The 26,117-nt window shown below is 34.4% G+C and carries 25 protein-coding genes and 1 tRNA gene; 22 read left to right on the top strand and 4 right to left on the bottom strand.

Going from position 1 to position 26,117, the window contains the following annotated elements; all coding sequences use genetic code 11:
• Nucleotides 1–4: 4 nt before the first annotated feature.
• Entirely contained in the window at nt 5–769 is a 765-nt protein-coding gene (locus E5D58_RS01515) for an alpha/beta fold hydrolase (protein ID WP_136480062.1), read from the bottom strand.
• A gap of 324 nt (nt 770–1,093) precedes the next feature.
• Between E5D58_RS01515 and mraZ the strand changes: the two genes are divergently transcribed.
• The 18 genes from mraZ to E5D58_RS01425 all read left to right on the top strand — a co-directional run bounded on the left by mraZ (nt 1,094) and on the right by E5D58_RS01425 (nt 19,304).
• Nucleotides 1,094–1,564 carry a division/cell wall cluster transcriptional repressor MraZ gene (gene mraZ, locus E5D58_RS01510; RefSeq protein ID WP_136480061.1) on the top strand — a complete coding sequence of 157 codons (471 nt, stop codon included), beginning with the start codon at nt 1,094–1,096 and terminating at the stop codon, nt 1,562–1,564.
• Nucleotides 1,551–2,447 carry a 16S rRNA (cytosine(1402)-N(4))-methyltransferase RsmH gene (rsmH, locus tag E5D58_RS01505; protein ID WP_136480060.1) on the top strand — a complete coding sequence of 299 codons (897 nt, stop codon included), beginning with the start codon at nt 1,551–1,553 and terminating at the stop codon, nt 2,445–2,447. The genes mraZ and rsmH overlap by 14 nt, the downstream gene beginning before the upstream one ends.
• Nucleotides 2,447–2,764 (top strand): FtsL-like putative cell division protein, encoded by a 318-nt coding sequence (locus E5D58_RS01500; protein ID WP_136480059.1) that lies wholly within the window; start codon nt 2,447–2,449, stop codon nt 2,762–2,764. The genes rsmH and E5D58_RS01500 overlap by 1 nt, the downstream gene beginning before the upstream one ends.
• A 63-nt stretch (nt 2,765–2,827) precedes the next feature.
• Entirely contained in the window at nt 2,828–4,789 is a 1,962-nt protein-coding gene (locus E5D58_RS01495) for a penicillin-binding protein (protein WP_136480504.1), read from the top strand.
• The gene (locus E5D58_RS01490) at nt 4,786–6,249 is read left to right on the top strand and encodes a UDP-N-acetylmuramoyl-L-alanyl-D-glutamate--2,6-diaminopimelate ligase (protein ID WP_136480058.1); all 1,464 of its coding nucleotides are present in this window, start codon (nt 4,786–4,788) and stop codon (nt 6,247–6,249) included. The genes E5D58_RS01495 and E5D58_RS01490 overlap by 4 nt, the downstream gene beginning before the upstream one ends.
• Before the next feature lie 37 nt (nt 6,250–6,286).
• The gene (gene mraY / locus E5D58_RS01485) at nt 6,287–7,528 is read left to right on the top strand and encodes a phospho-N-acetylmuramoyl-pentapeptide-transferase (RefSeq protein ID WP_136480057.1); all 1,242 of its coding nucleotides are present in this window, start codon (nt 6,287–6,289) and stop codon (nt 7,526–7,528) included.
• A gap of 35 nt (nt 7,529–7,563) precedes the next feature.
• Nucleotides 7,564–8,901, top strand: a complete 1,338-nt coding sequence (gene murD, locus E5D58_RS01480) for a UDP-N-acetylmuramoyl-L-alanine--D-glutamate ligase (RefSeq protein WP_136480056.1) — start codon at nt 7,564–7,566, stop codon at nt 8,899–8,901.
• Nucleotides 8,902–8,913: 12 nt separating this feature from the next.
• A complete protein-coding gene (locus tag E5D58_RS01475) occupies nt 8,914–10,107 on the top strand; it encodes an FtsW/RodA/SpoVE family cell cycle protein (RefSeq protein ID WP_136480055.1) in 1,194 nt (397 codons plus the stop codon).
• The gene (murG, locus tag E5D58_RS01470) at nt 10,107–11,204 is read left to right on the top strand and encodes an undecaprenyldiphospho-muramoylpentapeptide beta-N-acetylglucosaminyltransferase (RefSeq protein ID WP_136480054.1); all 1,098 of its coding nucleotides are present in this window, start codon (nt 10,107–10,109) and stop codon (nt 11,202–11,204) included. The genes E5D58_RS01475 and murG overlap by 1 nt, the downstream gene beginning before the upstream one ends.
• Nucleotides 11,204–12,556 (top strand): UDP-N-acetylmuramate--L-alanine ligase, encoded by a 1,353-nt coding sequence (murC, locus tag E5D58_RS01465; RefSeq protein WP_136480053.1) that lies wholly within the window; start codon nt 11,204–11,206, stop codon nt 12,554–12,556. Before murG ends, murC begins: the two co-directional genes overlap by 1 nt.
• Before the next feature lie 16 nt (nt 12,557–12,572).
• On the top strand, nt 12,573–13,265 hold the full coding sequence (locus E5D58_RS01460) for a cell division protein FtsQ/DivIB (RefSeq protein WP_317129255.1): 693 nt from the start codon (nt 12,573–12,575) through the stop codon (nt 13,263–13,265).
• 3 nt (nt 13,266–13,268) lie between these two features.
• Complete coding sequence (gene ftsA, locus E5D58_RS01455; RefSeq protein WP_136480051.1) at nt 13,269–14,585, top strand: cell division protein FtsA; 1,317 nt, start codon at nt 13,269–13,271, stop codon at nt 14,583–14,585.
• Nucleotides 14,586–14,641: 56 nt separating this feature from the next.
• Nucleotides 14,642–16,630: a cell division protein FtsZ gene (gene ftsZ, locus E5D58_RS01450; protein ID WP_136480050.1), complete on the top strand. Its 1,989-nt coding sequence runs from the start codon at nt 14,642–14,644 to the stop codon at nt 16,628–16,630.
• Between the two features lie 146 nt (nt 16,631–16,776).
• Nucleotides 16,777–17,226, top strand: a complete 450-nt coding sequence (locus E5D58_RS01445; protein WP_136480049.1) for a GatB/YqeY domain-containing protein — start codon at nt 16,777–16,779, stop codon at nt 17,224–17,226.
• A gap of 34 nt (nt 17,227–17,260) precedes the next feature.
• A tRNA-Arg gene (locus E5D58_RS01440) sits at nt 17,261–17,334 on the top strand.
• Nucleotides 17,335–17,455: 121 nt separating this feature from the next.
• Nucleotides 17,456–18,331, top strand: a complete 876-nt coding sequence (locus tag E5D58_RS01435; RefSeq protein ID WP_235835815.1) for a zinc-dependent peptidase — start codon at nt 17,456–17,458, stop codon at nt 18,329–18,331.
• A gap of 81 nt (nt 18,332–18,412) precedes the next feature.
• A complete protein-coding gene (locus E5D58_RS01430) occupies nt 18,413–18,832 on the top strand; it encodes a CBS domain-containing protein (RefSeq protein ID WP_136480048.1) in 420 nt (139 codons plus the stop codon).
• Between the two features lie 34 nt (nt 18,833–18,866).
• On the top strand, nt 18,867–19,304 hold the full coding sequence (locus tag E5D58_RS01425; RefSeq protein ID WP_317129254.1) for a CBS domain-containing protein: 438 nt from the start codon (nt 18,867–18,869) through the stop codon (nt 19,302–19,304).
• Here the strand turns inward: E5D58_RS01425 and rpe are convergent.
• From rpe to E5D58_RS01410, 3 genes are all read right to left on the bottom strand, one after another.
• Nucleotides 19,301–19,963 carry a ribulose-phosphate 3-epimerase gene (gene rpe, locus E5D58_RS01420; RefSeq protein ID WP_136480047.1) on the bottom strand — a complete coding sequence of 221 codons (663 nt, stop codon included), beginning with the start codon at nt 19,961–19,963 and terminating at the stop codon, nt 19,301–19,303. The genes E5D58_RS01425 and rpe overlap by 4 nt on opposite strands.
• Before the next feature lie 187 nt (nt 19,964–20,150).
• Nucleotides 20,151–21,014: a sigma-70 family RNA polymerase sigma factor gene (locus E5D58_RS01415; RefSeq protein ID WP_019387909.1), complete on the bottom strand. Its 864-nt coding sequence runs from the start codon at nt 21,012–21,014 to the stop codon at nt 20,151–20,153.
• A 309-nt stretch (nt 21,015–21,323) separates the two neighbouring features.
• On the bottom strand, nt 21,324–22,058 hold the full coding sequence (locus tag E5D58_RS01410; RefSeq protein ID WP_205660288.1) for a response regulator transcription factor: 735 nt from the start codon (nt 22,056–22,058) through the stop codon (nt 21,324–21,326).
• Between the two features lie 465 nt (nt 22,059–22,523).
• On the opposite strand from E5D58_RS01410, the gene E5D58_RS01405 reads away from it, so the two are divergent.
• The 4 genes from E5D58_RS01405 (at nt 22,524) to E5D58_RS01390 (ending at nt 26,113) form a co-directional block, all read left to right on the top strand.
• The gene (locus E5D58_RS01405) at nt 22,524–23,660 is read left to right on the top strand and encodes a helix-turn-helix domain-containing protein (RefSeq protein ID WP_136480046.1); all 1,137 of its coding nucleotides are present in this window, start codon (nt 22,524–22,526) and stop codon (nt 23,658–23,660) included.
• A 124-nt stretch (nt 23,661–23,784) separates the two neighbouring features.
• Nucleotides 23,785–24,474, top strand: a complete 690-nt coding sequence (locus E5D58_RS01400; protein ID WP_136480045.1) for a DUF6134 family protein — start codon at nt 23,785–23,787, stop codon at nt 24,472–24,474.
• A complete protein-coding gene (locus tag E5D58_RS01395; RefSeq protein ID WP_136480044.1) occupies nt 24,471–25,142 on the top strand; it encodes a CPBP family intramembrane glutamic endopeptidase in 672 nt (223 codons plus the stop codon). Before E5D58_RS01400 ends, E5D58_RS01395 begins: the two co-directional genes overlap by 4 nt.
• Nucleotides 25,139–26,113, top strand: a complete 975-nt coding sequence (locus E5D58_RS01390; protein ID WP_136480043.1) for an NAD-dependent epimerase/dehydratase family protein — start codon at nt 25,139–25,141, stop codon at nt 26,111–26,113. The genes E5D58_RS01395 and E5D58_RS01390 overlap by 4 nt, the downstream gene beginning before the upstream one ends.
• Nucleotides 26,114–26,117: the final 4 nt, after the last annotated feature.

Raw genomic sequence — 26,117 nt, 5'->3', positions numbered from 1 at the left:
ATAATTAATACCCTCTTTTTTGAAGCCACGTATCCATAATCGTATTGAACTCGTCAGGATGTTCCATCATAGCAGCATGGCCGCACTTGTCTAGCCAAAAGAGTTCAGAGTCTGGTAAGAGTTCGTTAAATTCTTCTGCTACCTCCGGAGGAGTTACCGTATCATTTTTTCCCCAAATTATACAGGTAGGGGTAGTCATGTTTGGAAGGTCCTTTGCCATATTGTGTCTAATCGCACTTTTAGCAATGGCAAGAGTTTTTATAAGTTTATGCCTGTCGTTAACTGTTTCGTAAACCTCATCAACAATTTCTTTAGTAGCTACTTCTGGGTTATAAAAAACATCCTGTGCTTTCTTTTTTATCACTTCATAATCACTTCGTTTAGTATAGCCACTACCCATAGCACTTTCATACAGGCCAGAACTCCCAGTTATAATGAGAGCCTTAACGGTTTCTGGGTACATTTTGGTGTGGTACAAACCTATATGTCCGCCTAGTGAATTTCCAAGAATAATAACTTCTTTGTATCCTTTAAAAGCGATAAAGTCATGAAGATACTTAGCAAAACTCTTTACGTTCGTTTTTAGTAAAGACATGGTGTAAATAGGGAGCTCAGGAATAATAACTTTATAGCTTTTGTTGCTAAAGTAATTGGTTACAGAATCAAAATTACTTAAACCACCCATTAAGCCGTGCAGTACAATAATTGGGGTGCCTTCGCCAGCTTCTATATAGCTGTATTTATTTTCTTTTTTTAAGCGATGCGTCATCTGTCGTTAGTCAGTCGTTCAAAACAAATATAGTTAAATCATTGGTATTTCCATGATAATTATTCGTTTCACAAAAAAATCTCATTGAGATGTTTTTGATGGGTGAAATCCATAAATAATAAAAGATGTTAACATTATTTTATGAATAGAAACTTATGTTAAAGCGAGGGAGACTTCACAGTTGGTGGTAAATCACTTCGTTTTAAATCGGTCTAATAAATGATTTGGTCGAAAATTTATTAACAAAGTGGTATGAAGTGGTAAAATGTGGTAAATTTTTCGATATATTTGAAACTCAAACATTTAATTTTCAACTAACCCGCTTTGGACTTAATAACAGGAACATACGATTGTAAAGTTGATGCAAAAGGCAGATTAATGATGCCTGCTGCTATCAAAAAGCAATTGTCTGCGGTGTTGCAAGATGGGTTTGTAATTCGCCGCTCAGTCTTTCAAAAGTGCTTGGAGCTCTATCCAATGGGTGAGTGGCAAATGCTCATGCAGAAAATGAATAAGCTGAATAAGTTCAAGAAGAAGAATAACGATTTTATCAGACGATTTACGGCAGGAGCCAAAATGGTCGAGGTTGATATAAATGGAAGGTTGCTAGTGCCAAAGGATTTAACGGTGTTTGCAAGTATTTCAAAAAATATTGTAGTGGCTTCAGCTATTAATATTATTGAAATATGGGATAAAGATTTGTATGAACAGGCTATTGATGATGCAGCAGTTGATTTTGCGGATTTAGCAGAGGAAGTAATGGGACAAGACGATGACGATCATGGAATATCATAATCCAGTGCTTTTAAACGAAACGGTGGATGGGTTAAATATTAATCCGTCGGGTGTGTATGTCGATGTTACGTTTGGTGGTGGTGGTCATAGCAAAGAAATATTGAACAGGCTAAATGATCGTGGGAGATTATATGCTTTTGATCAAGATGAAGATGCTTTAGCAAATGCTTTAGATGATGATAGGTTTACTTTAATACATGAAAACTTTAGGTATATCAAGCGCTTTTTAAGGTTTCATGGTGTAAAAAAGGTTGATGGGATTCTTGCTGATTTCGGGGTGTCGTCTCATCAATTTGATATGGCAGAAAGAGGTTTTTCTACACGTTTTGAGGCAGACCTGGATATGCGGATGAATCGGCAAAATGAGTTGTCTGCTTTTCATGTGGTTAATGAGTATGAAGAGGAGTCTTTGAGGCGGGTATTGTCTCAATATGGGGAGTTAAGGTCGGCACCAGCCATGGCACGACTGATTGTAGAAAATAGAAGAAATGAACAAATAGTAACCAGTAAGCAGTTAAAAGCCATTTTGAAAAAGTTTTTGCCGCCTAGACATGAAAATAAGGTTCTTGCGCAAATATATCAAGCTATAAGAATAGAGGTTAATCAAGAAATTGAAGTGTTAAAGGAGTTTTTGTTGCAAACGCCTGAGCTTTTAGATACAGGTGGGCGATTGAGCTTTATTTCGTATCACTCTCTGGAAGATAGGTTGGTAAAAAGATTTATTAGGAATGGCATGTTTGAGGGGGAACCAGAGCGCGATATGTTTGGAAATTTTGAAGTTCCCCTTAAAAAGGTAAATGGGCTTATAGTGCCTTCTTCAGAAGAGGTTAAAGAGAATAATAGGGCCAGAAGTGCAAAACTAAGAATTGCTGAGAAATTGTAATGAAAAAAGGGGTGTATAGCATATTAAAAGGAACGTTTTTAGTTAGTGATGATGCTTTTAGGAATTGGCGTTTCATTTTGTTTATATCTGGTTTAGCACTTGTAATGATTGCAAGTTCGCATAATGCAGATAAAAAAGTATACGAAATAGCAAGGCTTAAAAATGAAGTTAAAGAGTTGAGGTCAGCTTTCGTTGATGGGCGTTCTAAGCTTATGATGTTAAAAATGGAATCGCATGTGGTTCAAGTTATGCAAGAAAAAGGGTTGAAGGTTTCTGATATTCCACCAAAAAAAATAAAAGTTAAAACTCAAAATTAAAGTTCAATCTTGGCAGTAAGTGAGAAAGGCATATTAAACCGTTTGTATTTTATAGCTGGATGCATGTTCGTCTTTGGGGTGGCTGTGGTCTTTAAACTTTTAAGCATTCAGTTTGTTCAAGGGGAAAAGTACAAAGCACTTGCTACAAAACGTGTGGTTAAAGATGTTGTTATTCCTGCTAACAGAGGGAATGTTTATTCGGTGAAAGGGAATTTATTGGCAACCTCTATTCCAAAATATGATATACGTTTTGATGCTCTGGCGCCTTCAGCAAAAACTTTTGAAAAATATATTCGAGAGTTATCAGAATCTTTAGCTAAATACAATGGTAAGTCTGCAAGGGCTATTGAAAATAGATTAAGGAGAGCTAGAGCTAATAGGAATAGGTATTATCTGTTAGCAAAAAATATTGGCTATTCAGATTACATTATGTTTAGAGGTTTTCCTATGCTAAGTCTTGGAACTTTCAAAGGAGGGTTTATTGTAGAACAAACTACAAAGCGAGAGCATCCTATGGGTGGAATTGCCCAAAGAACCATCGGTTACGAACGTATTGATGAAAAAGGAAATGTAACAAGGCCAGGTATCGATGGGGCCTTTGGAGTTAAGTATTTAAGAGGTGTTGATGGGCATCGCAAGAAACAACAGATAGGTAAAGGGCAATGGAAACCATTAAGCGACGCTAATGAGGTGGAACCAAAAGATGGTTATGATGTGTACACAACTATTGATGTAAATATTCAAGATATAGCGCATCATGCACTATTAGAACAGCTTGAAAAGTACAAGGCAGATCATGGTTGTGTGGTGGTAATGGAAACCAAAACCGGCGAGATTAGGGCGATTTCTAATTTAGGAAGAAATAAAAATGGACACTATTATGAGCGCTTAAATTATGCAGTCGGCGAAAGTCATGAGTCGGGATCTACTTTTAAGTTGATGGCTTTGGCGGCAGCGTTTGAAGATAAGGTGGCTGATACTAGTGATGTAGTAGATACAGAAAAAGGAGTTATTAGCTTTTATGGAAAGAAAGTTAGGGATTCAAAACATGGTGGTTATGGGGAGATAACAGTTTCTAAAGCTTTCGAGGTGTCTTCAAATACGGGCATTGTAAAGGTGATTGATAAGGGGTATCGAAAACAGCCTGAAAAGTTTGTTGATAGGCTTTATAGCATGAGTCTAAATCAGGATTTAGATTTGCCAATAATTGGCGAACCTTCACCAATAATTCCCGACCCTAGAGTAAAAAATGGCAGGTGGAGTGGTATTGCTTTGCAATGGATGGCTTATGGTTACGGTGTCTCTTTTACACCACTTCAAACTTTAGCCTTCTATAATGCTGTTGCTAATAATGGGGTAATGGTTAAGCCAAGGTTTTTAAAGGAGGTTAAAGAATTCGATAAGGTTGTGGAGCCTTTTGAAAGAGAGGTTGTAAATAAGAAAATCTGTTCGGATGAAACTATTGGAAAGCTACAAGATTTATTAAAAAATGTAGTTGCTAAAGATCATGGTACAGGGCACAGGTTGTATTCTAAAAACTTCTCTATGGCAGGTAAAACAGGGACATGTCAAAAGGATTATAGGGATAAAGAAAAACTGAATTATATATCTTCTTTTGCAGGCTATTTTCCAGCAGAAAATCCAAAATACTCCTGCATCGTTGTTATTCATGAGCCAGATAAAAGTGTAGGGTATTACGGTGCAGATGTTTCGGGGCCTGTATTTAAAAGAGTAGCTCAAAAAATATATACGGATACGCCATTAGTAGATGAGGTTGAGACTTTAGAAATGAATGTGGCAGATGTAGAAGTGAGTTTTCAAAAGTTTTACGAAACAGCACAAACTTATAAAACTGTTATGCCAAATCTATTAGGCATGCCAGCAATGGATGCTCTGGTACTCTTAGAGAATATGCAAGTAGATATTAATGTGCGTTTAGAGGGGCATGGCGTAATTAGAGCGCAGTCTATTAGTGAAAATACCAAACTTAAGTCAAATCAAACTGTAGTCTTAAAAGCATCATGAAGGTATTAAAAGACATATTGTATAAAGTGACTATAAATGCTGTGGTTGGAAGTACTGCAGTTGAGATTGATGCTATGAATTTTGATTCAAGAAAAGTGAGTCGAAATAATCTTTTTGTGGCGATTAAAGGTTTGCTTTTTGATGGTCATGATTATATCTCAAAAGCGATCGAAAATGGTGCGAATAGCGTGGTCTGTGAAGTTATGCCAGGTGATTTAGTGGATGGGGTAACCTATGTAGAGGTTGATAGTTCAAACAAAGCTATGGCTATTATGGCTTCAAACTATTTTGGTAGCCCGTCCGAGAATTTAGGGTTGGTTGGAGTTACGGGAACCAATGGAAAAACAACTGTAGCGAGCTTGTTGTATCAGCTATTTAAAAAGGCTGGTTATAAAGTAGGTTTGCTTTCTACTGTAAAAGTTTTGGTTGATAATCAGGAATACGCAGCAACTCATACAACACCCGATTCTATAAGTATTAACCGCTACTTGAGTATGATGAGCGAAGCTGGAGTTGAATTTTGCTTCATGGAGGTGAGTTCTCATGGAATACATCAATATAGAACGGAAGGCCTGCATTTTGAAGGTGGAGTTTTTACAAATTTATCTCATGATCATTTAGATTACCATAAAACTTTTGCTGAATATAGAAATGTTAAAAAGAAGTTTTTCGATGAGTTACCTCAAACCGCTTTTGCTTTATCGAATGTCGACGACAAAAACGGTTTGTATATGCTTCAAAATACCAAGGCTAAGAAGAAAACCTATGCCCTTAAGCAGTATGCAGATTATAAAGCTCAAATTTTAGAGAATCAGTTTGGTGGTTTGCTGTTAAAGGTAAATGACAGTGAGGTTTGGACTAAGCTTATTGGAAATTTTAATGCCTATAATGTCTTGGCTATTTATGCTGTTTCAGAATTGCTTGGATTAGAAAAAGGAGAGGTCTTAAGGCTGATTAGTGATTTAGAAAATGTAAGTGGTCGTTTTCAGTATATAGAGTCTAAAGATAATATTACCGCCATTGTAGACTATGCGCATACACCTGATGCTTTAAAGAACGTGTTAGATACAATAAATAGCATAAGAACTAAAAACGAAGAGTTAATCACAGTGGTAGGTTGTGGTGGCGATAGGGATAGAACGAAACGACCTAAAATGGGGCATATTGCCACAGTATTAAGTACTAAAGTGATTTTTACTAACGATAACCCGCGGGGTGAAGATCCTAAGGTTATTCTTGATGAAATTGAAGCTGGTGTGGAACCTCAAAATTTTAAAAAAACATTAACTATTGAAGATCGGTATCAGGCTATAAAGGCTGCTTGCCAAATGGCGCAGCCTAACGATATTATACTCGTAGCAGGAAAAGGTCATGAAACCTATCAGGAGATTAAGGGAGAGCGTTTTGATTTTGACGATTTAAAAATTGTTAAGGAGTGTTTAAGTCAAATGCAGAAATGAAGCTAGCAGCTAGTAATAAATAGAAATAAAACCAACTATGTTATACTATCTATTTGAATATTTAGAGTCACAATTTCAAGTTCCAGGAGCGTCACTTTTTGGTTTCTTAACCTTTAGGGCTGCATTGGCTATGATTTTGTCACTGTTAATATCAACTATTTATGGTAAGCGAATCATACAGTTTTTACTTAGGCAACAAGTTGGAGAGACCATTAGAGATCTTGGTTTGGATGGGCAGAAAGAAAAAGCTGGTACACCAACTATGGGAGGTATTATTATCATATTGGCGACTCTGGTTCCGGTTTTGCTTCTGGCTAAACTTGAAAATATATATATCATTCTGCTCATTGTTACAACACTTTGGATGGGAGTTATTGGTTTTATCGACGATTATATTAAAAAGTTTAAAAATGATAAAGAAGGGTTAAAAGGACGTTTTAAGGTTTTAGGTCAGGTAGGACTTGGTGTAATCGTGGGCGCAACCTTATTCTTTCATCAGGATGTAACTATAAAAGAGAAATTACCTCTTCATGAACGTCAGGTTTTATTGGAGCAAGATTCGAATATTGCGCCATCGAAATTGTTTCAGGAAGAGATTAAATCAACTAAAACAACCATCCCATTTGTTAAAGGGAACGAGTTTGATTATGCAAAACTCATTACATGGGTGAGTCCAGTTTTAGAAAAATATGCTTGGGTCATTTTTATTCTTGTTGCCATAATCATAATTACAGCTGTATCTAATGGTGCTAATTTAACAGATGGTATAGACGGTTTAGCTGCAGGTACTTCGGCTATTATTGTTCTAACGCTTGGGATTTTTGCTTGGGTTTCTGGTAATATTATTTTTTCGGACTACTTGAATATTATGTATATCCCGAGGGTTGAGGAGATTACCATTTACATAGCAGCGTTTGTAGGGGCGCTCATTGGTTTTTTATGGTACAACACCTATCCTGCCCAAGTTTTTATGGGAGATACGGGGAGTTTAACTATAGGCGGTATTATTGCAGTTATTGCAATAGCCGTTCGTAAAGAATGGCTTATACCTGTTTTGTGCGGCATATTTTTGGCAGAAAATTTATCGGTAATCATGCAGGTAAGTTGGTTTAAGTACACCAGGAAGAAGTATGGAGAGGGTCGACGCATTTTTAAAATGTCGCCCTTACATCATCACTATCAAAAGTCTGGGTATCATGAAAGTAAAATAGTGACAAGATTCTGGATTATAGGAATTTTGCTTGCTATTGTCTCAATAGTAACGTTGAAAATCAGGTAGCCGAGTTTAAATAGTAACAGGCTAAAAAAAGCGTAATGATTAAACAAAGGCTGGTTGTATTAGGGGGAGGAGAAAGCGGTGTAGGTACGGCGCTTTTAGGTTTAGATAGAGGTTTTGAGGTTTTTGTTTCAGATAAAGGAAAAATAAAAGAAGTCTATAAACAAGTTCTTATAAATAATGAGATTGAATGGGAGGATGAAACCCATACCGAATCTAAAATTTTGAATGCAGATCTGGTGATGAAAAGCCCTGGTATTCCAGATAAAGTGGCCATGGTAATGGCAATAAGAGCAAATGGTATTCCTGTGGTGTCTGAGATTGAATTTGCTGCAGCATTTACCGATGGTACTATTGTTGGCATTACAGGTAGTAATGGAAAAACAACAACAGCGTCTCTAACATATCATCTGTTGAAAAATGATTTAAACGTTGGATTAGCAGGTAATATAGGGGATAGTTTTGCTAAACAGGTTTTGGAACATAATTATGAGAACTACGTACTCGAGATAAGTAGTTTTCAATTAGATGATATTATCGATTTTAAACCGAAAATAGCAGTGCTTTTAAACATTACACCAGACCATTTAGATAGATATGATTATGAATTTGAAAAATATATTCGGTCAAAGTTTAGGATAGCTATGAATCAATCTAAATCAGATTATTTGATTTATGATGCCGATGACGAAGTGATAACAAATCATTTAAAAAAACATCCTGTCCAATCTACACTGTTACCATTTTCTTTGGAAAAACCTGTGGGAAACGGTGCGTATTTAGATAATGATGAAATTAAGATAACAATAAATAATAATAAGATAGTTATGCCAACAACAAAATTAGCACTAGAGGGAAAGCACAATATAAAAAACGCGATGGCGGCCTCTACCGTGGCGCATTTACTTAAAATAAGAAAACAAACCATAAGAGAAAGTTTGGAGAATTTTCAGGGTGTTGAGCATCGTCTAGAGCAAGTGCTTAAGATTAATAAAGTGCAATATATCAATGACTCGAAGGCTACAAATGTAAATGCAACCTATTATGCTTTAGAAAGTATGGATGCTCCGACCGTGTGGATTGTTGGTGGTGTAGATAAAGGTAATAATTATGAGGAGTTATTCTCATTTGTTAATGAAAAGGTGAAAGCTATTATTTGTCTTGGTGTGGATAACGAAAAGCTGATGCAGACGTTTGGGAATATGGTCGATGTAATCGTTGAGACTCAATTTATGAGTGAAGCCGTAAAAATTGCATACAAGTTGGCCGAATCTGGTGACAATGTTTTGCTGTCGCCTGCTTGTGCAAGTTTCGATTTGTTTGAAAACTATGAAGATAGAGGGCGTCAGTTTAAAGAATCAGTAAGGAATTTATAAAACTATTTTTTTGTGCAATCTGTATTTAAAAACATAAAAGGAGATAGGTTAATTTGGGCAATTGTAGCGTTGTTGGCTATTTTGTCATTCTTGCCTGTTTATAGTGCTGCCAGTAATTTAGCTTATAAAGGAGGCGGCAGTAATACCTTCGCTTTTTTTATTAAACATTTTGTTCATCTGGTTTTAGGATTTGCTATTATGTATGGGGTGCATAAAATTCCATATCGGTATTTTAAGGGTTTGTCGCTAATAATGATACCAATTGTTTTAGTGCTTTTAGGTCTAACCATGTTGCAAGGAACTACTATAGAAGGTGCTAATGCTAGCAGATGGATTCAAATTCCTTTTGTTGGGATGTCTTTTCAAACCTCTACTTTGGCGGCGGTTGTTTTGTTGGTTTATGTAGCCAGATATATGTCTAAAATAGCAGACAAAGAAATTTCTTTTAAAGATTCAATTTTACCTCTATGGTTGCCAGTATTTTTGGTGCTCATTCTTATACTACCTGCTAATTTTTCAACAACAGCTATTATTTTTTTAATGGTCATCATGCTGGTGTTTTTGGGAGGTTATCCTATCAGGTATTTGGCTATAATCATTGGGTCTGGTGTTTTAGTTTTAACACTTTTTATACTTGTAGCAAAGGCCTTTCCTGATGCCATGCCTAATAGAGTGGATACATGGATGGGAAGAATTGAAAGCTTTTCAAACCCAGAAGATACAGAAGCAGATTACCAAATTGAAAAAGCTAAAATAGCTATTGCCACTGGAGGAATTCAAGGTTTAGGACCAGGGAAAAGTTTGCAAAAGAACTTTTTACCTCAATCATCATCAGATTTTATATTCGCTATTATAATTGAGGAATATGGTCTACTTGGAGGTTTTGTAATAATGATCTTGTATTTGTGGCTGTTATTTAGAATTGTGATTGTTGCTCAAAAGTCAGATACTATTTTTGGTAAACTTTTAGTACTGGGTGTGGGCTTGCCAATTGTGTTTCAAGCCTTAATAAATATGGCGGTAGCTGTAGAGTTGTTTCCGGTTACGGGACAGACTTTGCCGTTAATTAGTAGTGGTGGGACATCTATTTGGATGACTTGTTTGGCTATCGGAATCATACTAAGTGTAAGTGCAAAAAGAGAAGAGATAAAGGAGCGGGAAATTAACGAGGAAAATCCCTTAGAAATACTATCAGAAACCATATAATGAGTAAGTACAGAATCATATTATCTGGAGGAGGAACGGGAGGTCATATTTACCCTGCTATTGCTATAGCAAATGAACTGAAACTACGTTTTCCTGATTCGGAATTTTTATTTGTTGGTGCAAAGGATAGAATGGAAATGGAAAAAGTTCCTCAGGCAGGGTATAAAATTAAAGGGTTGTGGATTTCTGGAATTCAAAGACAATTAACATTAAAGAATTTAAGCTTTCCGTTTAAGCTTATAAGTAGTCTATGGAAGTCTAAACAAATAGTTAAGTCATTTAAGCCAGATATTGCAATTGGTACCGGTGGTTTTGCAAGCGGGCCATTGTTGCACGTGGCAGCTGCTAATAACATTCCTACTTTAATTCAAGAGCAAAATTCTTACCCCGGAATAACTAATAAGTTGTTGTCAAAAAAGGCCAGTAAGGTTTGTGTAGCCTACGATAATTTAGAGCGATTTTTTCCAAAGGACAAGATTATTAAAACAGGGAATCCAGTACGACAAGGACTTTTAGATGTGGAATCCAAAACTGTTGAGGCTAAAGACTTTTTTGGTTTAAAGCATGGAAAAAATACACTTTTGGTTATTGGAGGTAGTTTGGGGGCCAGACGCATTAACCAATTAATAGAAAAAGAATTAGATTTTTTTGATACACAAAATGTTCAAATTATATGGCAATGTGGGAAGCTTTATTATGAACAATATAAAATATATAATAACACCAAAAATGTTCAAGTGTTTGAGTTTTTGAACGATATGGATTTAGCATATGCCGCTGCCGATATTGTGATATCTAGGGCAGGAGCAAGTTCCGTATCCGAGTTGTGTATTGTAGGTAAACCGGTAATTTTTATTCCTTCTCCTAATGTTGCTGAAGATCATCAAACAAAGAACGCCATGGCTATTGTTAATAAGGAGGCAGCAATGATAATAAAAGAAGAAGATTTAGAAGCAGATTTTGAAAATAAGTTTTCACAATTAATTGCTTCTTCAGATAAACAAAAAGAGTTAGGACAAAACATTAAAAAATTAGCCCTTGTAAATGCCACAAGTGATATTGTTGATGAAGTAGAGAATTTATTGAAAACGAATTAATGAATTTAAAAGAGATACATAACGTTTTTTTTATAGGTATTGGTGGTATAGGCATGAGTGCGTTGGCTAGGTATTTTAAGGCTAAGAATATGGAAGTAGCTGGATATGATAAAACCGCTACAGAAATCACTCAAGCTTTAGAAGATTTGGGAATAGGCATTCACTTTAATGATAACATTGAAAATATTAAAGAGTCATTTCTCAGCAAAGAAAAAACTTTGGTGGTTTATACGCCTGCAATACCAAAGCATCATGCCGAGTTGCGTTATTTTCAAGATAATGGTTTTAAGGTTCTAAAACGTTCACAAATTTTAGGTCTTATAACCGAAAATACGTTCTGTTTGGGGGTGGCTGGAACTCATGGTAAAACCACCACAACGAGTATTTTAGGGCATTTGTTAAATGAGTGCGATGTTGCGGTTACAGCATTTTTAGGGGGAATTAGTGAAAATTACAACTCTAATTTAATTCTAAACGGAACGGAAGTATCTGTAGTGGAGGCGGATGAGTTTGATAGATCGTTTTTAACCTTATCTCCAAACTTAGCTTGTATAACCTCTATGGATGCAGATCATTTAGATATTTATGGCGATTCTTCGGAGCTAATAAAATCGTTCGAAGCTTTTTCAAAACGTATAAAGCCAGGAGGCAAGCTTTTTGTTAAAAATGGATTACCATTAAAGGGCATAACCTACGGAATTGAAGACGATTCAGATTATACAGTTCAAAATATAAAAATAGAAAAGGGAGCTTATGTGTTTGATGTAAAAACACCGAACGCAGTGCTTGAAAAATTACAATTTAACCTACCTGGTAGACATAATTTGTCGAATGCATTAATAGCCTTGGCGATGGCTGTTGAATATGGTTGCCCTCACCGGCAGCTCGCCAAAGCTTTAGCATCTTATAAGGGTGTTAAAAGACGATTTAGCTACCAAATAAAGACCGATGGCCTTGTTTTTATTGATGACTACGCGCATCATCCAGAAGAGATTAATGCCGTACATCAGGCCATTAGGGAGATGTATCCTAACAAAACTGTACTGGCCGTTTTTCAGCCGCACCTGTTTAGTAGAACACGAGATTTTATTGATGGATTTGCAAAAAGTTTATCTCAGTTTGATGAAGTGTTTTTACTTGATATTTATCCCGCACGGGAACGGCCCATAGAAGGTGTTACCTCTAGTTGGTTATTAAGTAAAATTAAAAATTCGGATAAAAAACTAGTAAGTAAATCAAATCTATTAAATGAAATTCGAAAAAGTGACAGCAACATTATTCTTACTATTGGTGCTGGAGATATAGGGGAAGAAGTTGAACAAATTAAAAAAGGATTAAGTATTGCGAATTAATTGGACTTTTATAAAAATGATTGTTTTGTTGGGCTTGGTTGTCTTTCTGTTTGGGTTTTCTAAAGCTCGTAATGAAGATAGGTTTATTTCAAGTCCTGAAGTGGTGTTTGTTGGAGAAAATAATCTGTTTATATCTAACGAAACTGTTAGTAAATTGTTAATACAAAATTGGGGAGGTCTTAAAAACGTGCCTAAAGAAACTTTAGATTTGAATGAATTAGAAAAAGCCCTCAAATCTAATCCAATGATAAAAACTGCAGAGGTGTATGTTGCTGTAAATGGTGCGCTTAAGGCCGAAATCGAACAAAAAACACCAATTGCAAGAGTTAGTACAAATGCATCTTATTATATTGATGATGAAGGTATGTTCATGCCATTGTCTAAAAATTATTCTGCTAGAGTACCTTTAGTTACTGGTTATGTTGAAAAAAACAACTTGAGGAACGTTTATAAAGTTGCACGAAAGGTTAAATATGATGAGTTTTTAAGAAAGCAGGTTATTGAAATCCATCAGGACATGAATAACAAGATTGCCTTAAGGCTCAGGAAGTGTTCTTTTCTAGTACAGTTGGGAGATGAGACCTATTTGGATAAAAAAATAAACAATCTAAAAGCATTCTATAAAAAGAATTTAAAAGATAAGACACTCGATAATTACAGTAAAGTAAATTTACAGTTTGAAAACCAAGTTATATGTACCAAAATTTAGGCTATGGAGCATAATTTAGCAGTAGGATTAGACATAGGAACCACGAAAATTGTAGCAATGATTGGTCGTAAAAATGATTACGGCAAGGTTGAAATTTTAGGTATTGGTAAATCCAAAAGCCTTGGGGTGCATCGTGGTGTGGTTAATAATATTACACAAACCATTCAATCTATTCAGCAAGCTATTCAAGAAGCCGAAGTGGCATCAGATATAAAGATAGACGATGTAACTGTTGGAATTGCTGGGCAACACATAAGGAGTTTGCAACATAGTGATTATATAACTAGGTCAAATTCTGAAACAGTTATCGACGATAATGATATTGACCGTTTAATCAATCAGGTGCATAAGTTGGTTATGCTTCCAGGAGAGGAGATTATTCATGTTTTACCTCAGGAATATAAAGTAGATGGACAAGCCGAAATTAAGGAGCCTATAGGCATGTATGGAGGTAGGTTAGAAGCTAATTTTCATGTGGTTGTGGGGCAAGTGTCTTCTATACGAAATATAGGTAGATGTGTTCAAAGTTCTGGACTTAATTTAGAAGGTATTACTTTAGAACCATTGGCGTCTGCTAATGCAGTGCTTAGCCAAGAAGAAAAGGAAGCTGGAGTTGCGCTTATTGATATTGGTGGCGGGACAACAGATCTAGCAATTTTTAGAGATGGCATTATACGTCATACTGCGGTTATACCATTTGGAGGCAATGTAATTACCGAAGATATTAAAGAAGGTTGTTCTATTATTGAGAAACAAGCAGAATTACTAAAAATAAGGTTTGGTTCTGCATGGCCAGGTGAAAACAAGGATAACGAAATCGTATCCATTCCAGGTCTTAGGGGCAGAGAACCTAAAGAGATTACACTTAAGAATCTCTCAAAAATTATACATGCTAGGGTTGTAGAAATTATTGAGCAAGTATATGTTGAGATTAAGAATTACGGCCATGAAGAACAAAAAAAGAAGTTAATAGCAGGTATTGTTTTAACAGGTGGTGGTAGTCAGTTAAAACATTTAAAACAACTAGTAGAATATATAACAGGAATGGATACCAGAATAGGGTATCCTAATGAACATTTGGCTGGCGATAGTGATGACGATATCACAAGCCCTCTATTCGCAACAGCTGTAGGATTGGTGTTAGATGGATTAAAAAGGCAGGATCGAAAAAAAGCTGAACAGCAGATAGAGGAGCAGCAGGCAGGTCATTTTGAGGCAACAAATGAGGAGGAGGTAAAAGAAGAACCTATTAAGGAAAGACGCTCGTTTCTTGATAAGTTAACAGAGCGCGTTAAAGATTTTTTAGATAACGCGGAATAATTAAAACCATTGAATTAAAAAATAAAGTACAAACAAACCCCAGTAAAACTGAATTTATGAGCAGCAAAAAAGAATTCGACAGTATTTCATTTGATTTACCCAAGAATCAATCAAATGTCATTAAAGTTATTGGTGTTGGAGGCGGTGGCAGTAACGCTATTAACCACATGTTCCAACAAGGTATTAAGGGTGTAGATTTTTACATCTGTAATACAGACGCACAAGCATTGCAGAACAGCGGTGTACCTAATAAAATCCAGCTAGGCGTTAACTTAACCGAGGGGTTAGGGGCAGGAGCAAATCCAGATATAGGAGAGCAATCTGCGGTCGAGAGTTTTGATGATATCTCTCAAATGCTAGATACCAACACTAAAATGGTTTTTATAACAGCTGGAATGGGAGGAGGCACAGGAACTGGAGCAGCTCCTATTATTGCTAAAATGGCTAAAGATTTAGACATCTTAACGGTTGGAATTGTTACTATGCCCTTTCAGTTTGAAGGAAGAATGCGTATTGAGCAATCTCAAAAAGGAATAGAAAAATTAAGAAGTGTTGTTGACTCATTAATTGTTATTAATAATAATAAGCTTCGAGAAGTTTATGGAAATCTTGGTTTTAAAGCTGGGTTTTCCAAAGCCGATGAAGTTCTATCTACCGCTGCTCGAGGTATAGCCGAAGTTATTACACATCACTACACACAGAATATTGATTTAAGAGATGCTAAAACGGTATTAAGTAATAGTGGAACCGCTATAATGGGATCGGCTTTAGCATCAGGACAAAACCGTGCTCAAGATGCTATTAGAAAAGCTCTAGATTCGCCGTTATTAAATGATAATAAAATCACCGGAGCTAAAAACGTATTGCTGCTAATTGTTTCGGGCTCACAGGAAATTACAATTGACGAAATCGGTGAAATTAATGATCACATTCAAAGTGAAGCTGGTCATGGCGCTAACATTATTATGGGGGTTGGTGAAGATGAAGCTTTGGAGGAATCTATTGCCGTTACTATTATTGCAACTGGCTTTAATTTGGAGCAACAAGATGAGATTTCAAATACAGAAACCAAAAAAGTTGTGCATTCATTGAATGAGGAGCAAGAACTTGAACCTCAAGAAAAAGAACCTGTAATAATAGCTCCCACTATTGAGTTAGAAGAAAAGAAAGAAGATCCTGTTGTGCGACATACGCTCGATTTGGAAATGGAAGAACAGGAAGTGGAACGACCTGCGGTAATTCAAAAAACAGAGAAACCCAAACACAATATTGATTTAATTCCAACTTCAGACCTCATTAAGGATATAGATGTGGTGTATAATGAAGTTTCCAATACTATTGAGGATGAGGAAGACTTTATTATTAAGCCAGTTACCAGAATGTCTAATGATTTAGAAGATATTTCAGATGTAGAAGTTATATCTGATTATATAGAGGAAGAGCAACAAATCACATTAACGTTTGATATGCCTCTATCGCCCAAAGAAGAAGAAGTTGAGGAGAATAAGGAAGATGTGGTTTCTTATAATCTTAATGATGATTTAACAGACAACAATGTTAAGGATATCGCGGTAAACGATTATGTTGAATTAATTACTGTAACAGAAACAAATGAAGAAGGAGATGTACGATATGCGCTTGATGATTATGCTGAGGCTGAATCATCAATGAATAAAAAGCAAAAGGCACAAGACGTTTTAGAGGAAGAACACGATATTGTTTTCGAAAGAAAAACGCTTAAGAGTGAGGTTGCCGAGGAAGAAGAAGTTCAAGAAATTGGTCCTATGAACACGCCTATTTCAGAGCTTTTAAAAGAGCGAGCTGAAGAACGTAGACGTAAAATGAAGGATTTCAATTATAAATTTAATAGTGCTAAAATAGATGATATTGAAAAAGTGCCAGCTTACAAACGTCAAGGTGTTGATTTGAATGAGACAAGGCACTCTAGTGAAACAGATTTGTCTAGAACAAGCATTGGGCTAGATGATAATGACGATATTCAACTAAGAAGTAATAATTCTTTTTTACATGATAATGTAGATTAATAGCGCTGCCCTTGGCTTACTATGCTATGTACGAACCCGAAAAGTATCCCTCAACTTTTCGGGTTTTTATTTGCTTCTAATTTCAGGTTATCACGTAGGGATTAAAGGCTTTTTATTTTTATCTTCGCATTCTAAATAACGAGAAGATGAGTTTACAAAAAGAGGTGATGACAGCTTTGAAAGAGGCTATGAAAGCTAAAGATCAAACTGCTCTTACAGCGTTACGTGCAGTAAAGTCTGCTATTCTTTTAGCCCAAACAGAAAGTGGAGCCAAAGAAGAGTTAACAGAGGAGCAAGAGTTAAAGTTACTTCAAAAGCAAGTTAAACAGAGAAGAGATAGTGCTGCTGTTTATTTAGAGCAAGGACGAGAAGACTTGGCAGCGCCAGAAATAGCTGAGGCAGATATTATTTCTCAGTTTTTGCCAGAAGCGCTATCTGAAGAGGAAATTGAAAAAGTGGTTGTAGCGACTATCGATCAAGTTGGAGCTCAAGGTATGAAAGACATGGGTAAAGTTATGGGTATTGTAAGTAAGGAACTTGCTGGGCAAGCGGATGGTAAAACTATTTCGGCTATTGTGAAAGCAAAACTCTCTTAAACAAATAAAATTCCTGATTTTTTTAGGAATAAATGGCTGCGTAGTTCAACTGGATAGAATATCAGATTTCGGCTCTGAGGGTTGGGGGTTCGAATCCCTCCGCGGTCACTTAATAAAAAGACTGGCTTATATGCCAGTCTTTTTTATTTATGGGTGAAATACATCTTTCTATACAAATTAAGTACTTAGGGATAACTAGAGGTTTAATTTTAGATTAAAATCCTTTACTTTGAGTTTAAGTAGCCTTAATCTTATGCTTTTAAGTCAATACATATCTAGTTATTCATCTTTAGGAGGCATAATTCTTCTTGTGTTCTTGGTTATAATGGGTGGAATCATAGTTAACTACCTGATAAGAATGTTAGAAACGGCCTATGTTCTTAAAAACATGAAACCCTTATATACGCATCTCTACTTGTTTTCTAGAAAGTTGACTAAGTCTCAAAAATCTGTTTTAAGAAGAAATTTTAAGTTTTATAACAGATTAAATGACAAACATAAAAGGTACTTTGAGCATCGTGTTGCGTGTTTCATTAAGGATAAAGATTTTATAGGTAGGCAAGGTTTTAAAATTACCGAAGAAGTTAAGGTGATGATTTCTGCAACAGCTGTTATGCTTACTTTTGGTTTTAGAGATTTTTACATCGGTATTATTTCTAAAATTGTTGTTTATCCAAAAGCATTCTATTCAAAAACCAACCAGACGTTGCATAAAGGTGAATTTAATCCGAGATTAAATGCTTTGGTTTTAAGTTGGGAAGATTTTATTGTCGGCCTTGATATAGAAAATGATAACCTAAATCTTGGAATTCATGAATTAACGCATGCTATTCATATTAACAGTATAAAGGAGCGTGACGTTAGTTCAACTATTTTTAACGATTCCTTTAAGGAATTAACGAAGCTTTTGGCAGATAATCCCAATCTACGGAACAAATTAGTTAATTCTGACTATTTTAGAAAATACGCCTTCACGAATCAATTTGAATTTTTAGCGGTTATCATGGAGACTTTCATTGAAACACCGCACGAGTTTAGATCTCATTTTCCAGATGTGTATAATAAAACTAAGCAAATGCTTAATTTTAATTTTGCCGGCTATTAGGGGACTTATGATTTTTGTCATAATTTTTTAATCAAGATTTTAATAACTTTAGTGGTAACTAAACATTAAACTTATTAAGTCATGATACGAAAAGCACCAATTTCAATGATAATGACAAGTCCTGTTATTACATTAAATAAAGAAGATAATTTAGAAAAAGCCGAGCATTTATTTAAACAACACCATATTAGACATATCCCTGTTGTTGAAGACAAGGTTATTGTTGGTATGTTAAGCTACACAGATTTGCTGCGACTTAGTTTTGCCGATGTGGACTACGCTACAGATGATATGTCTGATGTTATGGTGTATAGTATGTTTACTATTGAGCAGGTAATGAATAAAAATATTGTGTCTGTCTCGGCATCAAATTCAATTAAAGAAGTAGCTGAAATTTTAGCGGTTAAAGAGTTTCACGCGTTACCAGTAATTAGTAACAATGCCTTAATAGGTATAGTAACCACAACAGATCTAATTAAGTATCTGCTAAAACAGTTTTAATACATCGTTTTTTTATGTAGATAAAATCTAATTGTTGAAATTTAAACTAGGAGCTATGCCAACAAGCATTCCAGTGTCTACTATAATGACAAAAAATATTATAGCCTTGTCAACATCAGATGACCTCCAACGTGCAGAAGTATTGTTTAAAAGACACCAAATTAAGCATATGCCTGTGGTTGCTAAAGGAACTGTTGTTGGTATGCTGAGTTATACAGATTTAATGCGCATTAGTTGTCCAGAAACGGCTGCCGATACGGACACGGTAGAAACTGTTGTATTCAATATGTTTTCAATAGAACAGGTTATGGAGAAAAATGTCATTACAATTAGTATTGATGCGAGTATACGAGAAGCTACTAATATTTTAGCATCAAATAGTTTTAATTCGCTGCCAGTGGTTGATAGCGGTGTTTTAGTAGGTATTGTAACAACTACCGATTTACTAAACTATTATTTAAAGGCGTTTTAAGAATTGGCAATGGCCTTAAGGTTTTTAATAGTTTCTATTTGGGTTGCGCTTTTAAATACATAACTTCCAGCAACCAAAACATCGGCGCCTACATCAACTAATTGTTTTGCGTTTTTATTGGTAACACCTCCGTCAATTTCAATTATTGTAGATGCGCCTTTTCTGGCTATGAGCTCCTTGAGTTGTTTTACTTTGTTATACGTGTTTTCAATAAAACTTTGTCCACCAAATCCAGGGTTAACACTCATAATACAAACCAGATCAATATCATTAATGGTATCTTCTAAAACACTAACATTAGTATGCGGGTTTAAAGCAACCCCTGCTTTCATGCCTTCAGATTTTATAGCTTGTAGTGTTCTGTGGAGGTGCGTGCAAGCTTCGTAATGCACTGTAAGGATATCACTACCCAATTTGGCAAATGTTTTAATATATCGGTCTGGATCCACAATCATTAAATGCACATCAATCGTTTTTTGAGCGTGTTTAGCAATAGCCTGAAGTACTGGCATGCCAAAAGAGATATTTGGTACAAATACGCCGTCCATAATATCAATATGAAACCAGTCAGCATCACTATTATTTACCATTTCCACGTCGCGTTGAAGGTTTGCAAAATCTGCTGCTAGTATTGAAGGCGCTATTAATTTAGAACTCATTTTAAAGGATGTTTTATAAAGCATTGCAAATATAGAAAAGTCTTTGAGAAGCCTCTTGTTTTGAACTATCGATTTATGATAAAAACAAACCCCCGATAATCAGCCGGGGGTTCTTTCATCAATCAAAAAACGAACAGTTATGTGTAACTGTTTGTTACTGTAATTTAGTCGTAATTTAATGTAATTACTATCCTAAATAGGTTTTTAATATTTTACTTCTAGATGTGTGCTTTAATCTGCGAATGGCTTTTTCTTTTATTTGTCTTACACGTTCACGCGTTAAATCAAAGGTTTCTCCAATTTCCTCAAGAGTCATTGGGTGTTGGTTCCCTAAACCAAAGTATAAACGAATAACGTCGGCTTCACGAGGCGTTAATGTTTCAAGTGCACGCTCAATTTCAGTTCTTAAAGACTCATGTAGTAATTCTTTATCTGGATTTGGTGATTCACCTGAGTTTAATACATCATATAAGTTCGAATCTTCTCCTTCAACTAAAGGAGCATCCATACTAACATGACGACCAGAATTTTTCATAGATTCTTTTACGTCATTAATAGTCATATCCAACTCTTTTGCAATTTCTTCTGCTGAAGGTGGACGTTCATGACTTTGCTCTAGGAAGGCAAACGTTTTGTTAATTTTGTTTATCGACCCAATTTTGTTTAAAGGTAAACGCACAATACGAGATTGTTCGGCTAAGGCTTGAAGAATAGATTGACGAATCCACCAAACAGCGTAAGATATGAACTTAAAACCACGTGTTTCATCAAAACGTTGCGCTGCTTTAATTAATCCTAAGTTTCCTTCGTTAATCAAATCAGGTAAGGTTAACCCTTGATTTTGGTATTGCTTTGCAACAGACACTACAAAACGTAAATTAGCCTTTGTTAATTTTTCTAAAGCTATTTGATCTCCAGCTTTAATACGTTGTGCTAACTCTACTTCCTCATCTGCTGTAATTAAATCAACCTTTCCAATTTCTTGCAGGTATTTATCTAACGAAGCGGTTTCTCTGTTAGTTACCTGCTTCGTAATTTTAAGTTGTCTCATCTAATGTTCTCCTGTAATTTAATTGTGAATAAATAGGGCATTTAGTAGTTATACGAACAAAAGTTAATTTTTGTTACAAAAAAAGTAAAATTAATTTTTACGTTTTAGACTATAGACTCAAAAACTTTGATAAACTCACATTTGTTCTTTTCTTTTAGATATATATTATCATTTAGTTGTGAAAAAGAAATGTAGACAATTACTCCCAGATAGGGCTCAAGCAAAGGTGTCGATTTCAAAAGAGAGTATATTACAGGCTTAGGTTAGAATTAGATTAGGCTGTTTTTTGACTTTATCTTTTCTATCAACTCAAATTAAATTCATTTCTAAACCAAAAGTTATTAATTGAGCCGAATTTTGACAATTAAATCTGGATCTCATATTTTCTAAATGCTTCTCAACCGTGCGATCTGAAATATTTAAACTATTTGAAATTTCAGACATTGTATTGCCTTCTGCTGTAAGTTTTAAAACTTCTAACTCTCTTGCTCTAATATGGTTAGGGCTCATAATATCTTTGTCCAATATACCTGAAATGGTATCATTCAATGAAGAATCTTTTAGGTGCCAGCTCACAATCTTTGGAGGTTTTAAGTGAGGTAAAAATGTCATGGTTACTATAGTCGTTTTAAGCGTACCCTTTTGGGTAGTTTCGAACATTTTACCTTGAAGCAAAATATGCATCAGTTTCCCATCTGTATGTTGTCCTGCATAGTTAATGTTTAAAACGGTTGACTCTTGGTCTACGGGGTTTTCTTGAACGTATTTAATAAGTTTTCCACTCAATTCACCACATATTTCCCGTTGTTCTGGGATTGCTGTATTGAAAACATCCAACATGGAAATTTCTTCGTTTTTAAGTCCAAACATCTCAAAACCATCAATGTACTTCAGCTCGAAAGTTGTGTAATCATAAATAAAAATGGCTTGATTTGGATAAAGCATTAATCGTTTTTTTATGGATTTGGCATCCATAGTCTCTAAATTTGCTTTGAAATCACTAAGCTGATTTAAAAAATACGTTATTCCGGTTTCTTCATTCATGGGTTTCGCTAATAAATTTAATAAAAATACGGGAATTCACGTATTTTTATTATGGACAATAATAACTTTCTTTGAGTTAGTTGTTAAACCGTTATGTCATAGTTGAGCCTTGTTCTTGATGAATTTAAATATTTAGGCGACCCGTAAACAAGTAAATAAACTAACTTTTAAACACAAATAATGTTGCAAATTAGTCACATATTAAGCAAATCATTTATACATGGTTGTATAGACTGGTATATATGTAATATTGTTGTAAAAAAGGGTTTAAATGATATATCTTCCGATGAAAAGCGAAATGGTGTCAAATACTTTTATTTACGGGGTAGTAATCGTAAGACACTCAAATAGATGGATATATATCTATTTGAAATTTAATTTTTTTTTTAACTTTGGTTTATTCCCCTGTAATTCCCTTTTAGCCTGATAATAGTATAACTAGTTTTAAGTTAACCAATTTAAAATATGATAAAAATTATCAATTTTTTGTTGATAGCCGGTGTAGTTCAGGGATTTGGGTTTAATTTAGTAACTATATTAGGAAACAAGAAGTTTGACAAAGTTGTTGTTTTTCTAAATCTTACTGTGCTATTTATTTCTTTAAACAATCTGCAGCGCTGGCTTATTGATAACGATTTTTCTTCTAACTTATTTCTTTTTAAAAATTTATTAGTTCCTTGGTATTTGCTCATTTTTCCTATGTTTTATGCTTTTACAACTCATTTTTTAAAGGTTGAGGATAAAGTCAATGATTTTATTAAAATTTCACTAGTTATTTTTATTTCTGAAATAACTATTAGACTTTGTTTGATCTCATATGTCTACTATGAGGTTCCTGATAAGAACATTAATATTATTACCTTTTATACTAATACTGAAGATATTTTTAATTTGACTTACTGCATTTTTATTTTTATTAATGCCTGCTTGTTAATCTTTAAAAAGCATCATCTAATTTCTTATATCTTGTCATACGACGATTTGAATTGGATAAAATGGTTTATTAGGTTGGGAGCTGTCGTTATTGGATTTTGGACTATTGCGCTTATTATTAAGTTGCTCACAGGAAACGAAGATGCCTATTTGTTTTTGCGACTAAGTTCTTCGGTGTTATTATATTGGATTGGTTATCAAGGGTTTTATAAATATACTGTTTTGAGAGATAGAATTGTTTTAAGAAGTACTATTCAAACAAATCAGGTTCTTATTTCATCCAGTCAGATTTCTAAAGCTGAAAAAAGTAACGATGAATTTTATTCTGAAAAACATAAACAGGATTTTGAAAAAATCCGTTCATATATTGTAGACAAGAAGCTCTATCTTGATCCTTTATTAGGCATGGAATCTTTAGCTTCTGAATTGAGTATGAGTAAAAGCTATCTTTCAAAGCTTATAAATTCATATAGTGATTATAATTTTTCAGATTTTATAAATTCGTTAAGAGTAGAACAAGCTAAAAAGTTCTTGTCAAATGATCATTTTAGCGAATACACAATAGTCGCTATAGGTTTAGAATGTGGTTTTAATTCTAAGTCTACATTTTATTCTGCATTTAAAAAATTCACTTCAGAAACACCTTCCTCTTTTAGAAGTCAGTTTTAGACTATTTGTAGTCCGAGATTATCGTTGGACATCCTATTTTATTCTTATAAGACCATCTGGGATATTAGTATGGTTATCCTCTATTAATTTTATGATTACCAAAATAATCCTAAAACTCCTAGACATGATACCCATGCTGATTCTATACCTATTAAGAAGATTAGATAAGACTTCATTTTTGTATAGAAAGATAAATGATTTAAAAAAATTAGTATTAAAACTTAAGGTTTTATTGGTACTAGTTATTGCTCCAACATTATATGCCGCTAATATTAATCCTGATAATATTGTTAAGTACAACGTTGTTAGAAACAACAAGGTTATAGGGACTATTCAAATAACTTGCAACTCTATTGATGATGCCGTTACATATATTTTAGAGAGTAACATTAAGGCTAAATACATATTAAGCTTAAATATATCAGGAAAAGAAATCTCTGTATTTAAAAATGGATTTTTAGTGTACTCGTCTGTTTTAAGAACTTTAAATAATAAAACAAAAACTAATCATACCATAATTTATAAAAATGGTCAATACCAGTTGGAGATTAATGATGAGTTTAAAAGACTCGGGCTTGATAAAATTCAGGAAAATTTAGTGTCACTTTATTTTAGTGAACCTAAAGATTTGAAATACATTTTTTGTGACAATTTAAAACAAATGGTAAACATTCAATCTTTAGGTAAAGGTAAATACAAAGTGTCATTTTCCAATGGTAAGCATAATATTTTTCATTATAAAGAAGGAAAATGTATAAAAATTGAAGCAAATAGCTCTTTGTTTAGTGTTACTTTAATTCCGGTAAAACCATGATAGCCACAGATGCGATATGGATTATAATAACTTTATCTTTTCTTACTTATTTTTTGGTGAGTTGGGTTTACAAAGGATTGGGAATCCCTAATCTTCAACAAGCACTTTTGGTTAGAAATGGGCTACAGTTATTAAACCTGAAGCATAGTCTTGGTATTGCGCTTTTTGGGGTTTTGTTTTATGTGATAATTCCAGAATTAAGGGTTTTGATTGAAACCATTGAAATACCGAGACTATATGTTTTGATTCCGTTTATAATCATAGTTTTCACATCGGCTTATTTGTCTTATTTATCAATTCAAAATAAGGTTATTAAAAACCATGTAATAAGTGATTGTAAGATTTCAAAGTCTTGGTTCTATTTTATCATAAGATTTATTTTTTTGCTTAGCTACGAATTTTATTTCAGAGGTGTTTTATTATATACATTTCTAGAATGTGTCTCTGTTAAAATGGCTATTCTATATAGCACTTTAGCTTATTTTGTCATGCACGTTTTTGATTCGAAAGAAGAAATTTTAGGCGCTATTCCATTTGGTGTTATACTCTGTGTAATTACGTATTTAACTAATAGTGTTTGGTATGCTTTTTTAATTCATCTGGCACTATTAGCAGTTTACGAAATATCTATTTTTTATTATCTAACCTTAAATAAATCAATATCATGAAGGTGTTATTAACAGGGGGAACAGGATACATTGGGCATCAATTAGCACTTGCTTTATCAGAAAAAAACATAACCGTGCACGCCCTAGTAAGAGACATAAATTCCTCAAAATTACCAAGACATAAAAACATCAAAATTTTCGAGGGGAATATATGTGACTTTAATTCCATTTTGAAAGCTATCCATGAATGCGATTACGTTTTTCACACGGCGGCATACACTAATTTGAAATGTAAAAACATTCATGATTTCTATAATACCAATGTATTGGGAACAGAGCATATATTAAAAGCGGCATGTCAAAATAAGGTTAAGAAAGTGATATATACAAGTACACTTTCGGTGTTTGGTCCATCGTATAAAGATATTCCTATATCTGAGTTACAACCTCGATTAACTTCTTTTTCTAATGATTACGAACTCACAAAATTTATGTCTGAAGAAAAGGTTTTAGAATACTACAAAAAGGGATTGTCATGTATTGTGCTGAATGTTTCAAAAGTTTATGGACCTGGTTTAAAAACATTCTCAAATGGCATAAACAGTCTTATCTCCATGTTTGTTAACAAAGATATTTTGGTAGTTCCTGATAATCTTAAAATAACTTCAAACTACGTTTTTATCGAGGATGTAATAGACGCACATATTTTAGCAATGGAAAGCAATATAGTTAAGGGGAAATACATTATTGGAGGCGAAAATTCCAATTATGAAAACTTATTTGAGACCATTAAAACGTTAACCAAAAGTAATATCAAAATATTGAAGGTTAATTATGGTTTTATTAAAACGGGACTATTAACGTTGAATTTATTTAGGAGTTTGGTTGGTGCACAGTCCATGATATCAGTGAACATATTGAATTCCTTGTTCACAAATAGAATTTCTACATCAGAAAAGGCAATAGAAGAATTAAAGTATAAGCCAACAAAATTAAAAGTAGGTCTGGCAAATACTATTAATCATTTATAAAACT

This window comes from Cognatitamlana onchidii, from assembly GCF_004804355.1.
In the GTDB taxonomy this organism is placed as follows: Bacteria; Bacteroidota; Bacteroidia; order Flavobacteriales; family Flavobacteriaceae; genus Cognatitamlana; species Cognatitamlana onchidii.
Note: the sequence above shows the minus strand (reverse complement) of the source record. Positions and strands in the feature narration are given on the sequence as shown.